Below are 19,116 nucleotides of genomic sequence, written 5' to 3'. Positions count from 1 at the left end.
ACCGGCCGGCAAGGGGGTTTTCACCGGTGCGTCCCGCGCATTCAGGTGGCTGGTGGGCTCATGGGGCTCATCGCGACGATGAGCCCTCCCGGCCCCGTCACGCGCGGTCCCAGACCGTGGTGAGGACGCGGCCGATGCGGGCCAGGGCGGAATCGGAGGTCATCCGCCAGTGGGTGGCCTGCACGGCGTGGTTGTGCACGGTTCCGTCGACGGCCTCCGACCAGCTCGTGGCTCCCGTCGCGCCGGAGACGTCGTCGAGCGCGGCGGTGAAATACACCAGGTCGCCCTTGTAGGGGCGCGGCCGGTAGCGACGCATGAGTTCGAGCGAACGCGTGCCCGCCGCGAGCAGGCGGGTCACTCGGTCGACGCCGAAGGAGGCGAAGGGTTCGGGCAGTTCCCCGATCCGGTCGGCCAGATGCTCGACGTCGAGTTCGACGTCGATATCGTCGGCTTGGTCACCGAGTAGGCCGCCGAGCAGATCGGCGATCGGCACGGTGGCCGATTCGCCGGGGTCGACGGTGCGCGGGCTGTCCATCATCGCCAGTACCGCCACGTGCTCGCCCTGTTCCTGGAGATGCACGGCGATGGCGTGCGCGAGTACGCCGCCCAGCGACCAGCCGAGCAGGTGGTACGGCCCCTCCGGCTGCACCGCGCGGATCTCCGTGACGTAGCGCAGGGCCCACTCCTCGATCGAATCCGGCAGCGGCGCCGTGGAATTCAGGACCGGTGACTGGAGTCCGTAGATGGCGCGGCCGGAGTCGATATGCGGGGCCAGTCCCGCGAAGGACCAGGCGACGCCGCCCGCCGGATGCACGCAGAACAGCGGATCGGCGCCGCCGCCGGTGCGCAGCGGCAGCAGGACGTCGAAGGCGGCCTCGGAGTCGACGTGGCCGTGGCCCGAACGCGACATCGCCAGCCGTTCGACCAGACCCGCCGGTGTCGGAGCCGAGAACAGCCACACCACCGGAATCCGCTCGGCCAGTTCGGCGCTCAGGTGGGTGGCGAGCCTGGTCGCGAGCATCGAGTTGCCGCCGTGGTCGAAGAAGCTGTCGTCCATGCCGACCCGTTCGACGCCGAGTATCTCGGCGAAGACCGCGCAGACGGTGCGTTCGAGCCCGGTCGCCGGTGCCACGAATTCCCGCGCGCGCGGTTCGGGACGCGGCAGTGCCGCGCGATCCACCTTGCCGTTGGCGTTGAGCGGTAGCGCGTCCATCGCGACCAGGGCCGCGGGCATCATGTAGCTCGGCAGCACCTGGGTCAGCGCCGTGCGCACGGCCTCGGTGTCCGGTGTCGCGTCGGTGGTGAAATAGCCGACGAGCATGGCGTTCTCGTCGTCGGCCCGGTAGGCGACGACGACGCCGTCGGTCACCGAGGGTGCCGAGCGCAGGGCGTGTTCGATCTCGGCGAGTTCGATGCGGTAGCCGCGCAACTTCACCTGGAAATCGCGGCGGCCGACGTAGTCGAGGGTGCCGTCGGCACTCCAGCGCACCATGTCTCCGGTGCGGTAGAGCCTGCTGCCCGCCGGGCCGAACGGGTCGGCGACGAAACGTTCGGCGCTGAGATCGGTTCGGCCGTGATAGCCGCGCGCGAGTTGCGCGCCGCCGAGATACAGCTCACCGGTGACACCGGCGGGTACCGGATGCAGACGGTCGTCGAGGACGTAGACCCGGTTGCCCGCCTCCACCCGGCCGATCGGCACCACCGAGCGCGTCCCGAGCGAATCCGCCTCGCCGACGCGGAAACTCGTCACCGAGACGGCAGCCTCGGTCGGCCCGTACAGATTGTCGACCCGCACGGTGTCGCCCGAACGGATGCGCGCGACCGTCGACGTGGGCAGCGGTTCACCGATGACGAGGCACCTGCGCAGCGAACGCGGCAGCCGACCGGCGCTGACCTCGGCCAGCATGGCCAGCAGCGAGGGCACCAGCGTGATCGTGGTGACCGAGGCCCGCCGGATCAGGTCGAGAACGCCCGCGGGATCGTGCTGGGCGTCGCGCGGTGCGAGCACCACCCTGGCTCCGGTGCGCAGCGCCCACCAGAATTCCCAGACCGAGAGGTCGAACGCGGCCGAGGTCATCAGCAGAGTGGCGTCGTCGCCGTCGAGCCGGTATTCGGATTGCATCCATTCCAATTGGTGGGTGACGGCCGCGTGCGACACGGCGACGCCCTTGGGCGCGCCGGTGGAACCCGAGGTGAAGATGACGTAGGCGGTATTGCCCGGCCGCAGCGGCGCACGCCGCTCGTCGTCACGGATCGGGGCGCTGTCGACGGTCGGGGCGATCGTCGAGATGTCGAGCAGCATGTCGTGAGCCGAACGCGTCGGCGGCAGCATCGGGACGCGCGCGGAGATCAGTACCAGCGCCGGATCGGCAGCGGCGAGGACGCCGGTGGTGCGTTCGAGCGGATGACTCGGGTCGAGCGGCACATACGCCCCGCCCGCCGCCGCCACCGCGTACATGGCGACGAGTAGATCGACGCTGCGCGGAATCGCCAGCGCCACCAGGGATTCCGGGCCGATACCGCGACCGGTGAGCACGCGCGCCAACCGATGGACGGCGGCGCCGAATTCGGCGTAGGACAGCGTGCGTTCCTCGTCGACGATCGCCACCGCGTCCGGGGTGCGGGCCAGCTGGGCCCGGAAACCGCTGTCGAGCGTGGTGTGGGCGAAGATCCGGTCGGCCCGGTTCCAGCCCTCGAGGATGCGGCGGGATTCGGTGGGGTCGAGCAGTGGAAGGTCGCCGACCGGGACCTGCGGGGTGGCGCACACGGCGGCGAGCAGTCGTCGCAACCGGTCCGCGAAACCCGCGACGGTGGATCGGTCGAACAGCGCTGTCGCGTAGGTGATCGACGCGGCGATGCCGAGGGGTTCGCCGTCGGCGTCGTAGCGGTCGGTGACCACCAGGTGCAGGTCGAACTGGGACACCTCGGACTCGAAATCGACGGCGGTGACCGTCAGGCCGTCCAGGTCGAATCGGGCCTCGGCCTGGTTGTGGAAGGAGAAACCGACCTGGAACAGCGGATGACGCGCGGTCGAGCGCGGCGGGTTCAGCACCTCCACCAGACGTTCGAAGGGCACGTCGGCGTGCGAGAACGCCGCGAGGTCGGCGTCGCGCACACGGTCGAGCAGTTCGCCGAAGGTGTCGTCGGCGACGACCTCGGTGCGCAGCACGAGGGTGTTGACGAACATGCCGACCACGTCGTCGAGCAGCGCGTCACCGCGTCCGGCGACCGGCGTGCCGACGGCGATATCGGTTCCGGCGGACAGTCTCGCCAGCAGCAGCGCGAAGGCGGCGTGCACGACCATGAACAGCGTCGCACCCGCCGAACGTCCCGTTTCGGCGAGCCCGGCGTGCAGTGCGGCGTCGACGGTGAAATCGACATGTCCGCCACGGGTGGAGGCGATGGCGGGCCGGACGCGGTCGGTGGGCAGATTCAGCTGGTCGGGCAGGCCCGCCAGGGTGCGGCTCCAGTAATCGGACTGCCGTGAGATCAGCGAATCCGGATCCTCCAGCGCGCCGAGCAGTTCGCGCTGCCACAGGCTGTAGTCGGTGTACTGCACGGGCAGTGGGAGCCAATTCGGCGCGTCGCCGCGGCTGCGGGCGGCGTAGGCGGCCATGACGTCGCGGGCCAGCGGCACCAGCGAGGTGCCGTCGGCGGCGATGTGATGCGCCACCACGACCAGGACGTGCTCCTGATCCGCCTGCCGCGCCGCGGCGGGGGCGAACAGGCGGGCACGCAGCGGCACCGTCTCGGTGACGTCGAAACCCGCGCCGACGAAATCGGCGACGGCGACGGCGAGATCATCGACCGGCACCGCGACGGGCGCGAGCACCGGCGTGCCCGCGGCGTCGGGGCTCAGCACCACCTGCACCGGACCGGATTCGCGCTGCGGATAGACGGTCCGCAGCACCTCGTGCCGCTGCACCACATCGGTGACGGCGGCGGCGAGCGCCGCGATATCGAGTGTGCCCGTCAGGCGCACCGCCAACGGGATGTTGTAGGCGGTGGACTGGTGATCGAGCTGGTTCAGGAACCACATGCGCTGCTGGGCCAGTGACAGCGGAACCGGACCGCCGTCGGCGTGCCTGACCAGCGCGGGACGGGCGGGGGCCGCGTCCTCGGTATCGAGTGCGGCGGCCAACGCGGCCACCGTCGAATTCTCGAAGACCGTGCGCACACCGACCGTGACGCCGAGCACGGCGCCCAAGCGGGCTCCCACCTGGATCGCGGTCAGGGAGTTCCCGCCGAGCGCGAAGAAATCGTCGGCGCGGCCGATCCGGTCGGCGCGGCCGAGTACCTCGGCGACGATCTGCGCTACCCGCTGTTCGAGTTCGGTCGCGGGCGCTTCGAAGGCGGCGGTGCGGAATTCCGGTGCGGGCAGCGCCTTTCGATCGAGTTTGCCGGTCGGGGTCAGCGGGATGTGGTCGAGCACGGTGATGGCGGCGGGCACCATGTAGACCGCGAGCGAGCGACCGGCGAAGGCCGCGAGTTCACCGGGGTCGATGGTGCGGCCGGTCGCGGCGATCACGTAGGACACGAGGCAGACGGTGTCGTCGGCGTCGGAATGTCCGAGGGTGACGGCGAATTCGACGGATTCGTGGGCGGTGAGTACCGCGTCGATCTCGCCGAGTTCTATGCGCAGGCCGCGCACCTTCACCTGGTGATCGGCACGGCCGACGTACTCGATCGCACCGGAGTCGTTCCAGCGCACCAGATCTCCGGTGCGGTATAGCCGTCCGCCCGCGACGCCGTGCGGGTCGGCGACGAACCGGTCCGCCGAAAGTCCCGGCCTGGCGTGGTATCCCCTGGCCAGTCCCGGGCCGCGCAGGTACAACTCACCGGTCACACCGACCGGGACCGGCTGCAATCGCCCGTCGAGCACGACGGCCGACATGCCGTGGATCGGCGTGCCGATGTCGAAACCGCCGTCGGGGTCCAGCGGGGCGCTGATCGTGGCGATGACGGTGGTCTCGGTCGGGCCGTAGGTGTTGTGGAAGGAACGCGCCGATACCCCCGATACCCCCGATACCCACTGCCGCACCAGATCCTGGCCGTAGGCTTCACCGCCGACGGTCAGGTGCGCGAGTTCGGGCAGTTCGTTCGGGTCGAGCGTGCGCAGCACCGCCGGGGTGAGGAAGGCATGGCTGACGTGCTGATCCCTGACGAGTGCCGTCAACGCGTGACCGCCGTAGACATCCGACGGCGCGACCACGAGCGCGGCTCCCGCGCCGACGGCGAGCAGGAATTCGAGCATGGAGGCGTCGAAACTCGGCGAGGCGACGTGCAGCACCCTGGAATCCGCGCCGACGACGTACCGATCACGTTGGGCGCGAGCGATTCCCGCGAGTCCGGCGTGGGTGGCGACGACACCCTTCGGTGTCCCGGTGGAGCCGGAGGTGTAGATCGTCCAGGCCGCGTGGTCGCCGCGCACCGGACAGAGGAGTTCCCCGACGCCGATCGTGGCCGCGCTGGTGTGGCGCATCCGTGCCGCGGTGGCTGTCGAATCGAGTACCAGCCACTCGGTGTCGTCGGGCAGCGCCGCGCGCTCGGAGGTGATCGTCAGGCCGACCGTCGCGCCGGAATCGGTGAGCATGTGCGCGATGCGATCGGCCGGGTAGTCGGGGTCGACGGGGACGAAGGCCGCGCCGGTCTTGGCGACGGCCCACACCGCGAGCACCGATTCCACCGAACGCGGGATCGCGACCGCGACCATGTCGTCGGGGCCGATATCGTGTCCGATCAGCATTCTGGCCAGCCGCGACGACTGTTCGTCCATCGCCAGGTAGGTGTGCGACACCGTGCCGTGGACCACGGCCGGACCGTCCGGATTCAGCGCGACGGCCTCGGCGATCAACTCCGCCAGCGTGCGCTGGGGCACGGGGGCGGGCCCACTGTGGGCCAGCAGTGCGGCGCGTTCGGCGGGGGCGAGCAGATCCACCGCGCCCACCGGGCGGTGCGGATCGGCGGTGAGCGTGCCGAGCACCCGGCCGAAACGGCGCAGCAGACCGGCGGCGGTCGCCGCGTCGAACAGATCGGTCGCGTAGGTCAGTTCGACGCCGAGGTGCCCGTGCTCGTCGGGTTCGGCCGCGACGGTGAATTGCAGGTCGAAACGTGCCACCGGCTCATCGAATTCGACAGGCGACAGGTCCAGTCCCGGTAGCGCGAAAGTGCGCGCGCCCGCGTCGAGGTAGCTCAGTGCCACGGTGAACAGGGGGTGGCGGGACTGATTCGACTCGACGCCGAGTTCCTCCGCCACCCGTTCGAAGGGGACGGTGGCGTTGCCGAACGCGGCCAGGTCGACCGTTCGCGTCTGCGCGAGCAGTTCGGCGAAAGTGCGACCCGGTTCCGGGGTGGTGCGCAGGACCAGCGTGTTCACGAACATGCCGACGAGATCGTCGAGCGCCGCCGCGCCGCGACCGGCCACCGGGGTCCCGACGGCGATATCGGTCGTCCCGGACAGCCGCGCCAGCAGTACCGACAGCGCGGCGTGCACGACCATGAACGGGGTCGCGCCGTGAGCGGCGGCGAGCGACCGCACCCCGGCCGCGATCTCGCCGCCGATCCTCGCGCGCACATTGCCGCCGCGTTTGGTGGCGACGGCCGGACGGCGACGGTCGGTGGGCAGCGCGAGTTCCTCGGGCAGATCGCGCAACGCCTCGCGCCAGTACGCGAGTTGCGCCACGGCCGCGGATTCGACCGTCTCGGCCTGCCACAGCGCGTAATCGGCGTACTGGGCGGCCAGTTCCGGCCAGACCGGCGCGGTGCCGACCGCGCGGGTCAGGTAGGCCGAGAGCAGGTCGCGCAGCAACGGGGTCATCGAGTAGCCGTCGGCGGCGATGTGGTGCACGACGGCGACCAGAACGTGGCTGTCGGGGGCCTCGCGCAGCAGGACCGCGCGCAACGGCACCTCGGAGGTGATATCGAAACCGGCGCGCAGGAATTCGGCGATCCGCTCGTCGAGCGTGGTGGCGTCGAGCGATTCCACCGTGAGCCGGACCGGGGCCGGGTCGGCGGGCAGGATCACCTGGTGTCCCGAGCCGTCGGCTCCGGTCGGGTAGACGGTGCGCAAGGTCTCGTGCCTGGCGACCACGTCGGCGAAGGCCGCGGCCAGCGCCACCTCGTCCAGTTCGCCCGTGAGCCGCAGCGCGACCGGGATGTTGTGCGCGGGCGAGGCCGGGTCGAGCCGGTTGAGCAGCCACATACCGCGTTGCACCGGTGCCAGCGGCACGATATCGGGCCGAGGGCCCGCGATCAGGGGAAGCACCCGTTCGCCCGCCTCGGCGTCCGCGGTGATCGCGGCGGCGAGCGCGCGCACGGTCGGTGTCTCGAACAGCATCCGGACCGGGACGCGGCGTCCGAGCCGCTCACCGAGTCGGGCGAGCACACGGGTGGCGTTGAGCGAGTTGCCGCCGAGGTCGAAGAAATTGTCGTCCGCGCCGATCCGGCCCGCCTCCAGTACCGCTTCGTAGGCCTCGGCGACCAGCCGCTCGGCCGGGGTGACCGGGGGCAGGTAGGCGACGCGGTCGAAGACCGGATCGGGCAGTGCGGCGCGGTCGAGCTTGCCGGAACTGTTGAGCGGGAACGTATCCAGGGTGACCAGTGCCGACGGCAGCATGTAGGACGGCAGCGCCGCCGCGGCCGTGCGCAGCACCTCGGCATCGGACACCCGCGCGCCCGGTGTCGGGGTCAGGTAGCCGACCAGATGGTCGCCGGTGGCCGTGTGGACCACCCGCGCGGCGGCCTGCGCGACGCCGGACACGGCAGCGAGCGCGGACTCGACTTCGCCGAGTTCGATGCGCTGACCGCGGAATTTGACCTGGAAGTCGGTGCGGCCCAGGTAGACCAGCTCGGCGACGGACCCGCCGGTCTCCCAGCGGACCAGGTCACCGGTGCGATACATACGCTCGCCCGGCTGCCCGAAGGGGTTGGCGACGAACCGGTCCGCGGTCAGGTCGGGACGGGCCTGATAGCCGCGCGCGAGCTGGGTGCCCGCGAGATACAGCTCTCCCGCCACCCCTGGCAGGGTCGGGCGCAGACGCGAATCCAGCACGTAGACCTTGCTGTTCCATTCGGGGTTGCCGATCGGCATGACGGTCCGCTCGGCCTCGCCGGTGACGTCGCGGAAGGTGATGCTGACCGCGGCCTCGGTGGGTCCGTAGAGATTGTGCACCCGCGCGTCGCTCACCGCGCCGAACGCGCGGACGGTCCGGGCGGGCAGCGCCTCGCCGATGACGAACACCGTGTGCAGTGCGGCCAGCGCGGCGCGCGCGCCGGTCGATTCGACGTGCCCGGCGAAGACCGACAGCATCGAGGGCACGAAATCGGTGACGGTGACGCCGTATTCGCCGATCACCTCGGTCAGGTAGCCGGGGTCGCGATGACCGTCCTTGGCCGCGAGCACCAGCGTCGCGCCGACGCGCAGCGGCAGGAAGTAGCCCCACAGCGACACGTCGAAGGTGGTCGCGGTCTTCTGGAGGTACACGTCCTCGGCCCGCAACCCGTATTGCGCCTGCATCCACGTCATCTGGTTGACGATCGCGGCGTGGGAGATGCTGACGCCCTTCGGTTTTCCGGTCGAGCCGGAGGTGAAGATCACGTACGCCGGATGATCGGGGTGCACCGGTCCCGGGCGCTCGTGCACCGCGATCGGATCGTCGGCGTAGTCGTCGTAGGCCACCGAATCCAGGCGGATGACGGGTCCGGCGAAACCGAATTCGTCACCGGCGCCCGCCGTGAGCAGGGCGGCGGGACGCGCGGTCTCCAGAATGTGGGTGATGCGCCTGGCCGGGTGGTCGGGGTCGATCGGGACGTACGCGCCGCCCGCCTTGAGCACGGCGTACATCGCGACGACAAGGTCGATCGAGCGGCGGATCGCCAGGGCCACCAGCGATTCCGCGCCGACACCGGTGTCGATGAGATGGCGGGCGAGTTGGTTGGTGCGGCGATCGAGTTCACCGTAGGTCAGCACGGTGGCCGCGGTGTCGTCGTCGGGGACGTGGATCAGCGCCGGATCGTCGGGGGTCGCGGCGGCCTGGGCCTCGAATTCGTCGATCAGTAGTTCGGCGACGAACGCGGTATGGGCCGAATCGTTCCATTCGGTCACCACCCGGTGCAGTTCCCCCGCGCCGAACAGGTCGATATCGCCGATGGTCCTGGTCGGGTCGGCGGTGATCGCGGCGAGCAGCCGGATGAACCGGTCGCCGAAACCCGCGACGGTCGATTCGTCGAACAGATCGGTGGCGTAGGTGAAACGCAACGCGTCGTCGGAGACGGTCAGTTGCAGGTCGAATCGACTGGTCTCGTGGGCGACGTCGTATTCGGCGATGGTGACCCCGGCGATCTCCATGCCGGTGGGCGCCAGGTTCTGGAAGTACAGCGCCACCTGGAACAGCGGATGACGCGCCTGCGAGCGCGGCGGGTCGAGCACCTCGACCAGACGCTCGAACGGGACGTCGGCGTGGGCGAAGGCGTCGAGATCGGCGTCGCGGACCCGGCCGAGCACCGCGTCGAACCGGTCCGAACCCGGCACCCGGGTACGCAGCACCAGGGTGTTGACGAACATGCCGACCAGGTCGTCGAGCGCGGCCGCGCCGCGACCGGCCACCGGCGCGCCGACCGCGATATCGGTGGTGCCGGTGAGCCGGGCCAGCAGTACCGCGAAAGCGGCGTGCACGACCATGAACGCTGTCGCCTCGTACCGGGCGGCGACCGCGTCGACGGCACGGCGTAGTTCGGGGTCCAGCGGCAGCGTGGTCGCGGCCGCGGCGTGGGTGGCGACAGCCGGTCGCGGGCGGTCGGCGGGCAGGTCGAGCTGCGCGGGCAGCCCGCGCAGTGTGCGCTCCCAGAAACTCACCTGACGTGCGGCGACGGATTCCGGATCGTCCTGCGCGCCGAGTGTCTCGCGTTGCCACAGCGTGTAGTCGGCGTACTGGACGGCGAGTTCCGACCAGTCGGGCGCCACGCCGGTGGCCCGTGCCGCGTAGGCGGTGGCGATATCGCGGGCCAGCGGGCCCATCGAATAGCCGTCGGCGGCGATGTGGTGCACCACCAGCGCGAGCAGGTGTTCGTCCTCGGCGACCCGGGCCAGCCCGACGCGCAGCGGCACCTCGGCGGTCACGTCGAAGGGGGTGGCGACGACATCTATCAGGGCTTGCTCGAGCGAGGCCGGATCGAGCGGGGTCAGGGGCCGCGGTGCTCGCGGCTCCAGGATCCGCTGGTAGCCGGTGCCGTCGAGTTCCGGGTACACGGTGCGCAGGGTTTCGTGACGGGCGATCACATCGGCGACCGCGGCGGTGAGCGCCGCGACGTCGAGCGCACCGGTGAGCCGGATGACGACGGGAATGTTGTTGACGGTCTCCTGCGGGTCGAATCGGTTCAGGAACCACATGCGCCGCTGGGCCGGTGAGAGCGGGATCCGCTCGGGACGCGGCATCGGCGTCGGCGTCGACTGCGGTCCGGTGTCCGCGAGGCTCGCCAGCTGGGCGGCGAGTCCGGCGACGGTCGGCGTTTCGAAGAGCATCCGCACCGGGATCTCGGTGCCGAAGTCGACACCGAGACGGGCCACGAGGCGGGTGGCGATCAGCGAGTTGCCGCCGAGCGCGAAGAAATCATCGGCCGCGCCGAGATCATCGATGCCGAGCAGTTCGCCCATGATCCGCGCCACGCTCTGTTCGTCCTCCGATTCGGGGGCACGGTAGACGGCGGTCTCGGGCGCGGGGGCGGGCAGCGCCCGCCGGTCCACCTTGCCCGAGGCGTTGACCGGGAATTCCTCCAGCACCGCGAAGGCCGAGGGCACCATGTAGGTCGGCAGCGCGGCGGCCAGTGCGGTCCGGACGTCGTCCAGGTCGATCGGGTCGCCGATCAGGTAGGCGACGAGGCGGTCGCCTAGCCGGTCGTCGGTGTGGACGACCACCACCGCCTGATCCACGGTGTCGATGCCGGTCAGCGCGGCCTCGATCTCGCCGAGTTCGATGCGCAGGCCGCGCAGTTTCACCTGGAAATCGGTGCGGCCCAGATATTCCAGTTCGCCGTGCGCGGTCCAGACGACCAGGTCGCCGGTGCGGTATATCCGCGCGCCCGGCTCGCCGTACGGGTCGGCGACGAAACGGTCGGCGGTGAGGTCGGGCCTGCGCGCGTAGCCGAGCGCCAATTGCGCTCCCGCCAGGTACAACTCGCCGGGCACACCGACCGGAACCGGGCGCAGCCGCGCGTCGAGGACGAGCAGGCGGGTGTTGAACACCGGCCTGCCGATCGGGACGGTGACGGTGTCCGCGTCGGTGACCTCGTGGAAGGTGACGTCGACCGCGGCCTCGGTCGGGCCGTACAGGTTGTGCACCAGCGCGCCGGTGAGTCGGCGCGCGCGCTGTGCCGCCGCGGCGGGCAGTGCTTCCCCGGAGGCGAAGATACGTCGCAGTGTGCGGCATTCGGCGGCGCGCGGCTCGCTCAGGAAGACGGCGAGCATCGCGGGCACGAAATGCACGGTGGTGACGGATTCGGCGGTGATCACCTCGGCGAGGTAGGCCGGGTCACGGTGCCCGTCGTGCCGGGCGAGGACGAGTTTGGCTCCGGTCTGCAAGGGCCAGAACAGCTCCCAGACCGAGACGTCGAAGGTCGCCGGTGTCTTCTGGAGCACCACGTCGGTCCGGCGCAGCCGGTAGCGGTCCTGCATCCACTGCAACCGGTTCACGATCGCCGCGTGCGAGACGACGACGCCCTTGGGTTTGCCGGTGGAGCCGGAGGTGAACAGCACGTACGCCGGATGTCCCGGTGTCAGCACACCGTTGCGATCCACCGAGCTCAACGGGCCGGGCGGGTATCCGGTGAGATCGAGCAGGTCGAGGCGCACCTGACGGGTCGCGGTGCTCTCCAGTTCGAATCCGGAGGTGAGCACGCAGACCGGTTGCACCGTCCGCAGCATGTAGTCGACCCGATCGGTCGGGTGGTCGGGGTCCAGCGGCAGATACGCCCCGCCCGCCATGACGACGGCGTACATGCCGACGACCAGATCCAGCGAACGCCGCATACCCAGTGCCACATAGGAATCCGGTCCGACGCCCTGCTGGACCAGCCAGCGCGCGAGTTGGTGGGTGCGGCCTGCGAATTCGGCGTAGGACAGACTCGTCCCCTCGAAATCGACGGCCACCGCGTCCGGTGTGGTCGCGGCCTGCTGTTCGAACAGCGAGACCAGCGTGTGCCCGGAGGGCAGCAGCCGGGAGGTGTCGTTCCAGCGGCGCAGGACCAGGGTCCGCTCGGCCGCGTCGAGCAGTTCGATATCGCCGACCCGGACCGTGGTGTCGGTGGTGACGGCCTTGAGGATCCGCAGGAACCGGGTCGCCAGCGATTGCGCGGTGGCGTCGTCGAACAGATCGGTCGCGTAGCGCAGCACCGCGCGTATCGCGGTCGCGCCCGCCTCGTTGCCGTATTCGGCGAGTTCGAGCGCGAGATCGAATTGCGCGATGCCGTTGTCGATCGGGTAGGCGCGTACCTCGAGACCGGGCAGCCGCAGCACGGCGTCGTCACGGTGTTCGAAGGTGAGCAGTGTCTGCACGATCGGGGAATGTGCCCGGGAGCGGACCGGATTCAGCTCTTCCACCAGTCGCTCGAACGGCAGATCGGCGCTGGCGAAGGCCCTGACATCGGTTTTGCGCACCGAGGCGAGCAGCGCGGCGAACGACGCGTTCGCCGGGACGCCGGTGCGCAGCACCAGGGTGTTGACGAACATGCCGACCAGGTCGTCCAGCGCGGCGTCCGAGCGGCCTGCGACGGGGGTGCCGATCGCGACGTCCTCGGTGCGCGCCAGGCGCGCGAGCAGGGTCGCGTAGACCGCGTGCACCACCATGAACAGCGAGACACCGTGCACCCGTGCCACATTCGCCGCCGCGGCGGTGAGTTCGGCCGAGACGGTGAACTCGTAGGCCGCGCCGCGACCGGAGGCGACGGCGGGACGCGGGCGGTCGGTGGGCAGTTCGAGGACCGGGGCCAGGCCCGCGAGTTCGTCACGCCAGTGCGTGATCTGACGCGACAACACCGATTCGGGGTCGTCGGCGGTGCCGAGTCGTTCGCGCTGCCACAGCGCGAAGTCGGGGTACTGGACAGGCAGCGGGGTGAATCGCGGCAGCGCGCCGGTGCTACGCGCCCGGTAGGCGAGCATCAGATCGCGGGCCAGCGGCGCGGTCGAGACACCGTCGGCGGCGATGTGGTGCACCACGACGACCAGGACGTGATCGGTGGCGCCCACCCGGAACAGCCGGGCGCGCACGGGAATACCCGCGCGCAGGTCGAAGCCGATCGCGACGACGTCGAGAACGGCGTCCATCAGCCCGCGCTCGGCGATCTCGACCGGCTCCGACGCGAGCGCGGGGACCTGGGCGACGGGTAGCACGACCTGGTACGGACCCGCGTCGTCGGACGGGAAGACGGTGCGCAGGGATTCGTGCCGGACGATCACGTCGTCGAGCGCGGCGCGCAACGCCTGTTCGTCCAGCGCGCCGGTCAATCGGAGGGTGATCGGGATGTTGTAGACCACCGACTCCGGTTCGAGCCGGTTGAGCAGCCACATCCTGGTCTGCGCCATCGACAGCGGGATGCGCTCCGGACGCAGACGCGCCACCAGCGGAAGGGTTTCGCTTCCCACGCCGGATCGGGCAGACTGTTTGACCCGGCCCGCGAGTTCGGCGACGGTCGGCGCTTCGAAGATCTCGCGCACGGTCAGCGCCGAGCCGAACGTGGTGTTGACACGCGCCACCAGGCGCATGGCCAGCAACGAGTTACCGCCGCGCGCGAAGAAATCGTCGTCGGCCCCGAACGGCGTCTTCGCGCCGACGAGATCGGTGATCAGGGTCGCGAGCACGGATTCGATACCTTCGCGCGGCGCGCGGAATTCCACTGCCGTTCCGGCGAATTCGACCGTAGGCAGGGCGGATCTGTCCAGTTTGCCGACCGTGGTGAGCGGCATGTCGTCGAGCACGACCAGGTGCGCGGGGACCATGTAGGCGGGTAGCCGGTCTCGCACATCGGCCAGCACGGCGTCCGCGCTCAGGGCCGCGCCGCTGACGTAGCCGACCAGGCATTCGTGACCCGAGATGTCCTCGGCGACGACCACGGCGGCGTTGCTCACGCCCGCGACCGAGGCGAGCGCGGATTCGATCTCGCCGAGTTCGATCCGCTGCCCGCGCAGTTTCACCTGGAAATCGTTGCGGCCCAGATAGACCAGGTCACCGACCCGGTTCCACTTGGCCAGGTCGCCGGTCCGGTACATGACCCGGCCCGGCACGCCGAACGGGTCGGCGACGAAACGTTCGGCGGTCAGTCCGCCGCGCCCGTGATAGCCGCGCGCCAGCTGGTCGCCCGCGAGATAGAGCTCACCCGTCACCCCGATGGGCACCGGCCGCAATCGTGCGTCGAGCACGTAGGCGCGGGTGTTCCAGCAGGGCCTGCCGATCGCGACATCCTGACCGGCGACAGCGATGTCGGCGTCGGTGAATTCGTGGTAGACCGCCGAGATCGCGGCCTCGGTGGGGCCGTAGGCGTTGTGCACGATCCCGTCGAAACTGCCGCGCAGGGCGGCGAGCAGATCCGGGGTCAGCGCCTCGCCGCCGCAGTGCAGGTGGCGCAGGGAGGCGAGGGCGTCGCCCATGCCTTCGGCGATGAGCGCCGCGAGGATCGACGGCACATATTCGGCGATGGTGACGCGGTGCTCGCGCAGCAGATCGGCGAAGTAGGCGAGATCGAGATGGCCGCCGGGTCGCGCGATCACCAGGGGCGCGCCGACCGCGACGGGCAGGAAGCACTCCCAGACCGAGACGTCGAAGGTCAGCGGCGCGCGTTGCAGGATCCGATCCTCGCCGGTCACGCCGTAGCGGAATTCGAGCCAGCGCAACTGGTTCATGATGGCGCGGTGACTGACCGCGACGCCCTTGGGGCGGCCGGTCGAGCCGGAGGTGAACAGCACGTAGGCCGTATTGGCCGGACGCAGCACGCCGGTGCGGTCCGCGTCGGTCAGCGGCGCGTCGGCGAATCCGGTCGTATCCAGCGACGCGAGGTCGACCACGGGTACCGCGATCGGCTCGGGCAGTTCCGCGCCGCCGACCGTCAGCACCAGCGCGGGCGCGGCCGATTCGATCAGCCGCGCGACGCGATCGGCGGGATGGGCCGGATCGATCGGCAGGTACGCGCCGCCCGCGCGCACGATCGCGTACATCGCCACCAGCATGTCCAGGCTGCGCAGGGCCCCGAGACCGACGATGGTCTCCGGTCCGACGCCGCGCGTGACGAGCCAGCGGGCGAGTCGGTTCACCCGTGCGGCGAACGCCGCGTAGGTGATTTCCTCGCCCTCGAAACGGGCGGCGACACCGGCGGGGTCGGCGGTCGCGCGCGCGGTGAGCAGGTCGTCCAGGGTTTCGGCGGGCAGCGGATGGGCGGTGGCATTGCGGTCCGACAGCAGCATGCCGCGTTCGGCGACCGACATCAGCTGGACCGCGCCCACCTCGGTGCCGAGATCGCGGACCATGGCCCGCAGCACCCGCTCGAAACCCGCGAGGAATCCGTCCACCGTCTGCGCGTCGAACAGGTCGACGGCGTAGTGCAGATGCAGGTCGATGCCGTCGGGTTCGCCCTCGGCGTCGTAGCGGTCGGTCAGCGTCCAGTCCAGGTCGAGCTGGATGGGCGCGGGGCCTACGTCGAGGGCGGAGAAGGATAGCCGTTGCAACCGGAAATCCGGTTTGGTCTGGTTCTGCAAGGTCAGCGCCACCTGGTACAGCGGCGAATGCGCTTGCGAGCGCACCGGATTGACGACTTCGACCAGCTGCTCGAACGGCACGACGGCGTGGTCGAAGGCCGCCAGGTCGGTGGCGCGGACCGAACCGAGCAGATCGGCCAGGGTCGCGCCAGGCCCCACCTCGGTGCGCAGCACGAGGGTGTTGACGAACATGCCGACCAGGTCGTCGAGCGCCTCGTCACCGCGTCCGGCCACCGGGGTGCCGAGTACGACGTCGGCGGTCGCGCCGAGGCGACTCAGCAGTACCGCGAGGGCGGTGTGCAGCACCATGAACGGGGTGGCGCGGTGCGCCGCCGCCAACTGGTGGATATCGCGATGCAGCGCGGCGTCCAGATGACCGGTGCGCGCGCCGCCCCGATTACTCGCGACGGCGGGTCGCGGGCGGTCCGCGGGCAGGGTCGTCACCTCGGGCAGACCGTCCAGCCGTGCCGTCCAGTAGCCCAATTGCCGTGCCAGGACCGAATTCTCGTCGTCGGCCCGGCCGAGCGCGGCGCGCTGCCACAGCGCGAAATCGGCGTACTGCACCGGCAGTTCGCCCCAGTTCGGCGCGAGATTCGCGCAGCGCGCGACATAGGCGGCGGCGAGGTCACGGGTCAGCGGGGCGAAGGACCAGCCGTCGGCGGCGATGTGATGGACGACGAACAGCAGGATGTGGGTCTGCTGTTTCACGGGTTCGGCGTCCTCGACGCGCAGCAGGCGCACGCGCAGCGGCACCTCGCTCGTGACGTCGAATCCGGTGCGCGCGGCGGCGGCGAGCAGTTCGAGAACCTCGTCCTCGCGAACGGTTCGCGCCACCAGTTCGACCAGTTTGGTGCCCGCGGGCAACACCACCTGGGTGGCGTCGCCGTCGCGTTCGGGGTAGATGGTCCGCAGGGTCTCGTGCCTGGCGATGACGTCGGCGATCGCCGATTCCAGCGCGCTCACGTTCAGCGTTCCGGTCAGGCGCAGCGCGAACGGGATGTTGTAACCACCGCTCGCGCTGTCGAAGCGGTTGAGGAACCACATGCGCTGCTGGGCGATGGACAGCGGTATGGGCGAATCGCGCTCGTGCGCGGTCAGCGGAGGCAACGCGACCGGCTCGATATCGGACCCCGTCGGGCCGACCGCGAGTCGCCGGGCCAGTTCGCGCACCGTCGGCGCGTCGAAGATCGTGCGGACCGGCACCTCGGCGCCGGTCGCCCGGCCGAGCCTGGCCGCGAGCTGGGTGGCGATGAGCGAATTGCCGCCGAGGGCGAAGAAATCGTCGTCGGCGCCGACCCGTTCCGCCCCGAGCAGCGCCAGGAAAGTCTCGGCGACAAGGGTTTCGGCGGTGCCCTCGGGCCTGCGGAACACACCCGTCGCGACGGCGGGGGCGGGCAGCGCGCCACGGTCGAGTTTGCCGGAGGCGTTGATCGGGAATTCGCGCAGCACCACGAACGCGGTGGGCACCATGTAGGCCGGTAGTCGACGTGCGAGATCACCGCGCAGGGTGGCGATCTCGAGATCGACGTCGGCGACGAGGTAGGCGACGAGCTGATCGCCGGTGCCGTGATCGTCGCGTACCAGCACCACGGCCTGGGCCACCGAGGGCGCGGCGAGCAGCGCCGCCTCGATCTCGCCGAGTTCGATCCGCAGCCCGCGCACCTTGACCTGGAAATCGGTGCGGCCGAGGAATTCCAGTTCGCCCGAACCGTCGGTGCGCCAGGCGACCAGGTCGCCGGTGCGGTACATCCGCGCGCCGCGCGCGCCGAAGGGGTTGGCCACGAACCGGTCCGCGCTCAGGTCGGCCCGTCCGAGGTAGCCCCTGGCAAGTTGCGCGCCCGCGAGATACAGTTCGCCCGCCACCCCGGCGGGCACCGGGTGCAGCCGCGCGTCGAGCACGTAGACCTGGGTGTTCCAGACCGGCGCGCCCATCGGCACGTCGTCGATATCGGCGTCGGTGACCTCGTGGTGGGTGACTTCCACCGCCGTCTCGGTCGGACCGTAGAGGTTGTGCACCGTCGCGCCGGCGAGTTCGCGCACCCGGCGCGCGGACGCGGCGGGCAATTCCTCACCCGAACACAGGATATGGCGCAGCGAGGGCACGTCGAGGTCGTCGGCGGCGAATACCGGCAGCATCGACGGCACGAAATGGATGACCGTGATCCGTTCGCGGCGAACGAGTTTCGCCAGATAGTCGGGATCGCGGTGACCGCCCGGCCTGGCGAGTACCAGTCTTGCGCCGACCTGGAGCGGCCAGAAGAACTCGGGAACGGAGACGTCGAAGGTCACCGGTGTCTTCTGGAGGACCGCGTCGGATTCGTCGAGGGTGATGTGGGTCGCCTGCAACCAGCGCAGCCGGTTCACGATCGCGCCGTGACTCACCGCGACGCCCTTGGGCCGTCCGGTCGACCCGGAGGTGAAGATCACGTAGGCGGTGTTCGACATGCGCAGCGGTGTGCGCCGTTCGGTGTCGGTCACCGGCGCGTCGGAGAATCCGCTCAGATCGAGGCGGTCGATACGCGTCTGCTCGACCGGGAGATCGGGGTCCGACCCCGAGGTCAGCACCGTGATCGGGGCTGCGGTGTCGAGGATGTGCGCGGTGCGCTCGGCCGGATGATCGGGGTCCAGCGGCACATAACCGCCACCGGCCACGCCGACCGCGTACATGCCGACGACCAGGTCGATCGAACGCCGCATATCCAGCGCCACCAGCGAATCCGGTCCGACGCCGCGCTCGATCAGCCAGCGCGCCAGCCGGTTCACCCGGCTCGCCAGTTGGGCGTAGGACAGAGTCGTCCCCTCGTAGCTCACGGCGGGACTGTCCGGGGTGCGCCGCACCTGCGCCGCGAACAGCGAGGGCAGGGTGATGCGGTCGATGCGGTGGTCGGTGCTGTTCCATTCACGCAGCAGCCGGGTGCGTTCGGGTGCGTCGAGCAGGTCGATATCGCCGACGCGGACCCGGGGGTCGGCGGAGACGGTGGCGAGCACCCTGCGCAGCCTGGCGACGAACGAGGTGATCGTCGCGGCGTCGAACAGATCGGTGGCGTAGCGCAGACTGCCGGTCAGCGCGTCGGAACCGTCGATGCCGTTCAGCACCAGGTGCAGATCGAATTTCGCTCCGGTGTCGGGGATCTCGATCGGTTCCAGGGTCAGCCACGGCACTTCCGGCATGACGTCGGGGCGCGCCTCGCCGTAGCTCAGCATCACCTGGAACAGCGGGTGCGACCCGGTGCCGCGATCGACCGCGAGCACGTCGACGAGCCGTTCGAAGGGCAGTTCGGCGTGCGCGAAGGCTTCGATATCGGTCTGTTTGACCCGGGCGAGGAATTCGGTGAACGGCGCGTCGGCCGGTACCCGGGTACGCAGCACGAGCGTGTTGA

At 70.3% G+C, this 19,116-nt stretch carries 1 protein-coding gene (cut by a window edge); it reads right to left on the bottom strand.

The window, feature by feature from the left end:
• Positions 1-97 precede the first annotated feature (97 nt).
• On the bottom strand, positions 98-19,116 hold the 3' portion of the coding sequence (locus JZ792_RS07620; protein ID WP_216908254.1) for a non-ribosomal peptide synthetase. It continues 6,310 nt past the right edge of the window; only the last 19,019 of its 25,329 coding nucleotides appear in the window; its start codon lies beyond the right edge, outside the window; it ends in the stop codon at positions 98-100.

Origin of the sequence: Nocardia noduli (assembly GCF_019038455.1) — a bacterium.
Lineage (GTDB): Bacteria > Actinomycetota > Actinomycetes > Mycobacteriales > Mycobacteriaceae > Nocardia > Nocardia noduli.
Note: the sequence above shows the minus strand (reverse complement) of the source record. Positions and strands in the feature narration are given on the sequence as shown.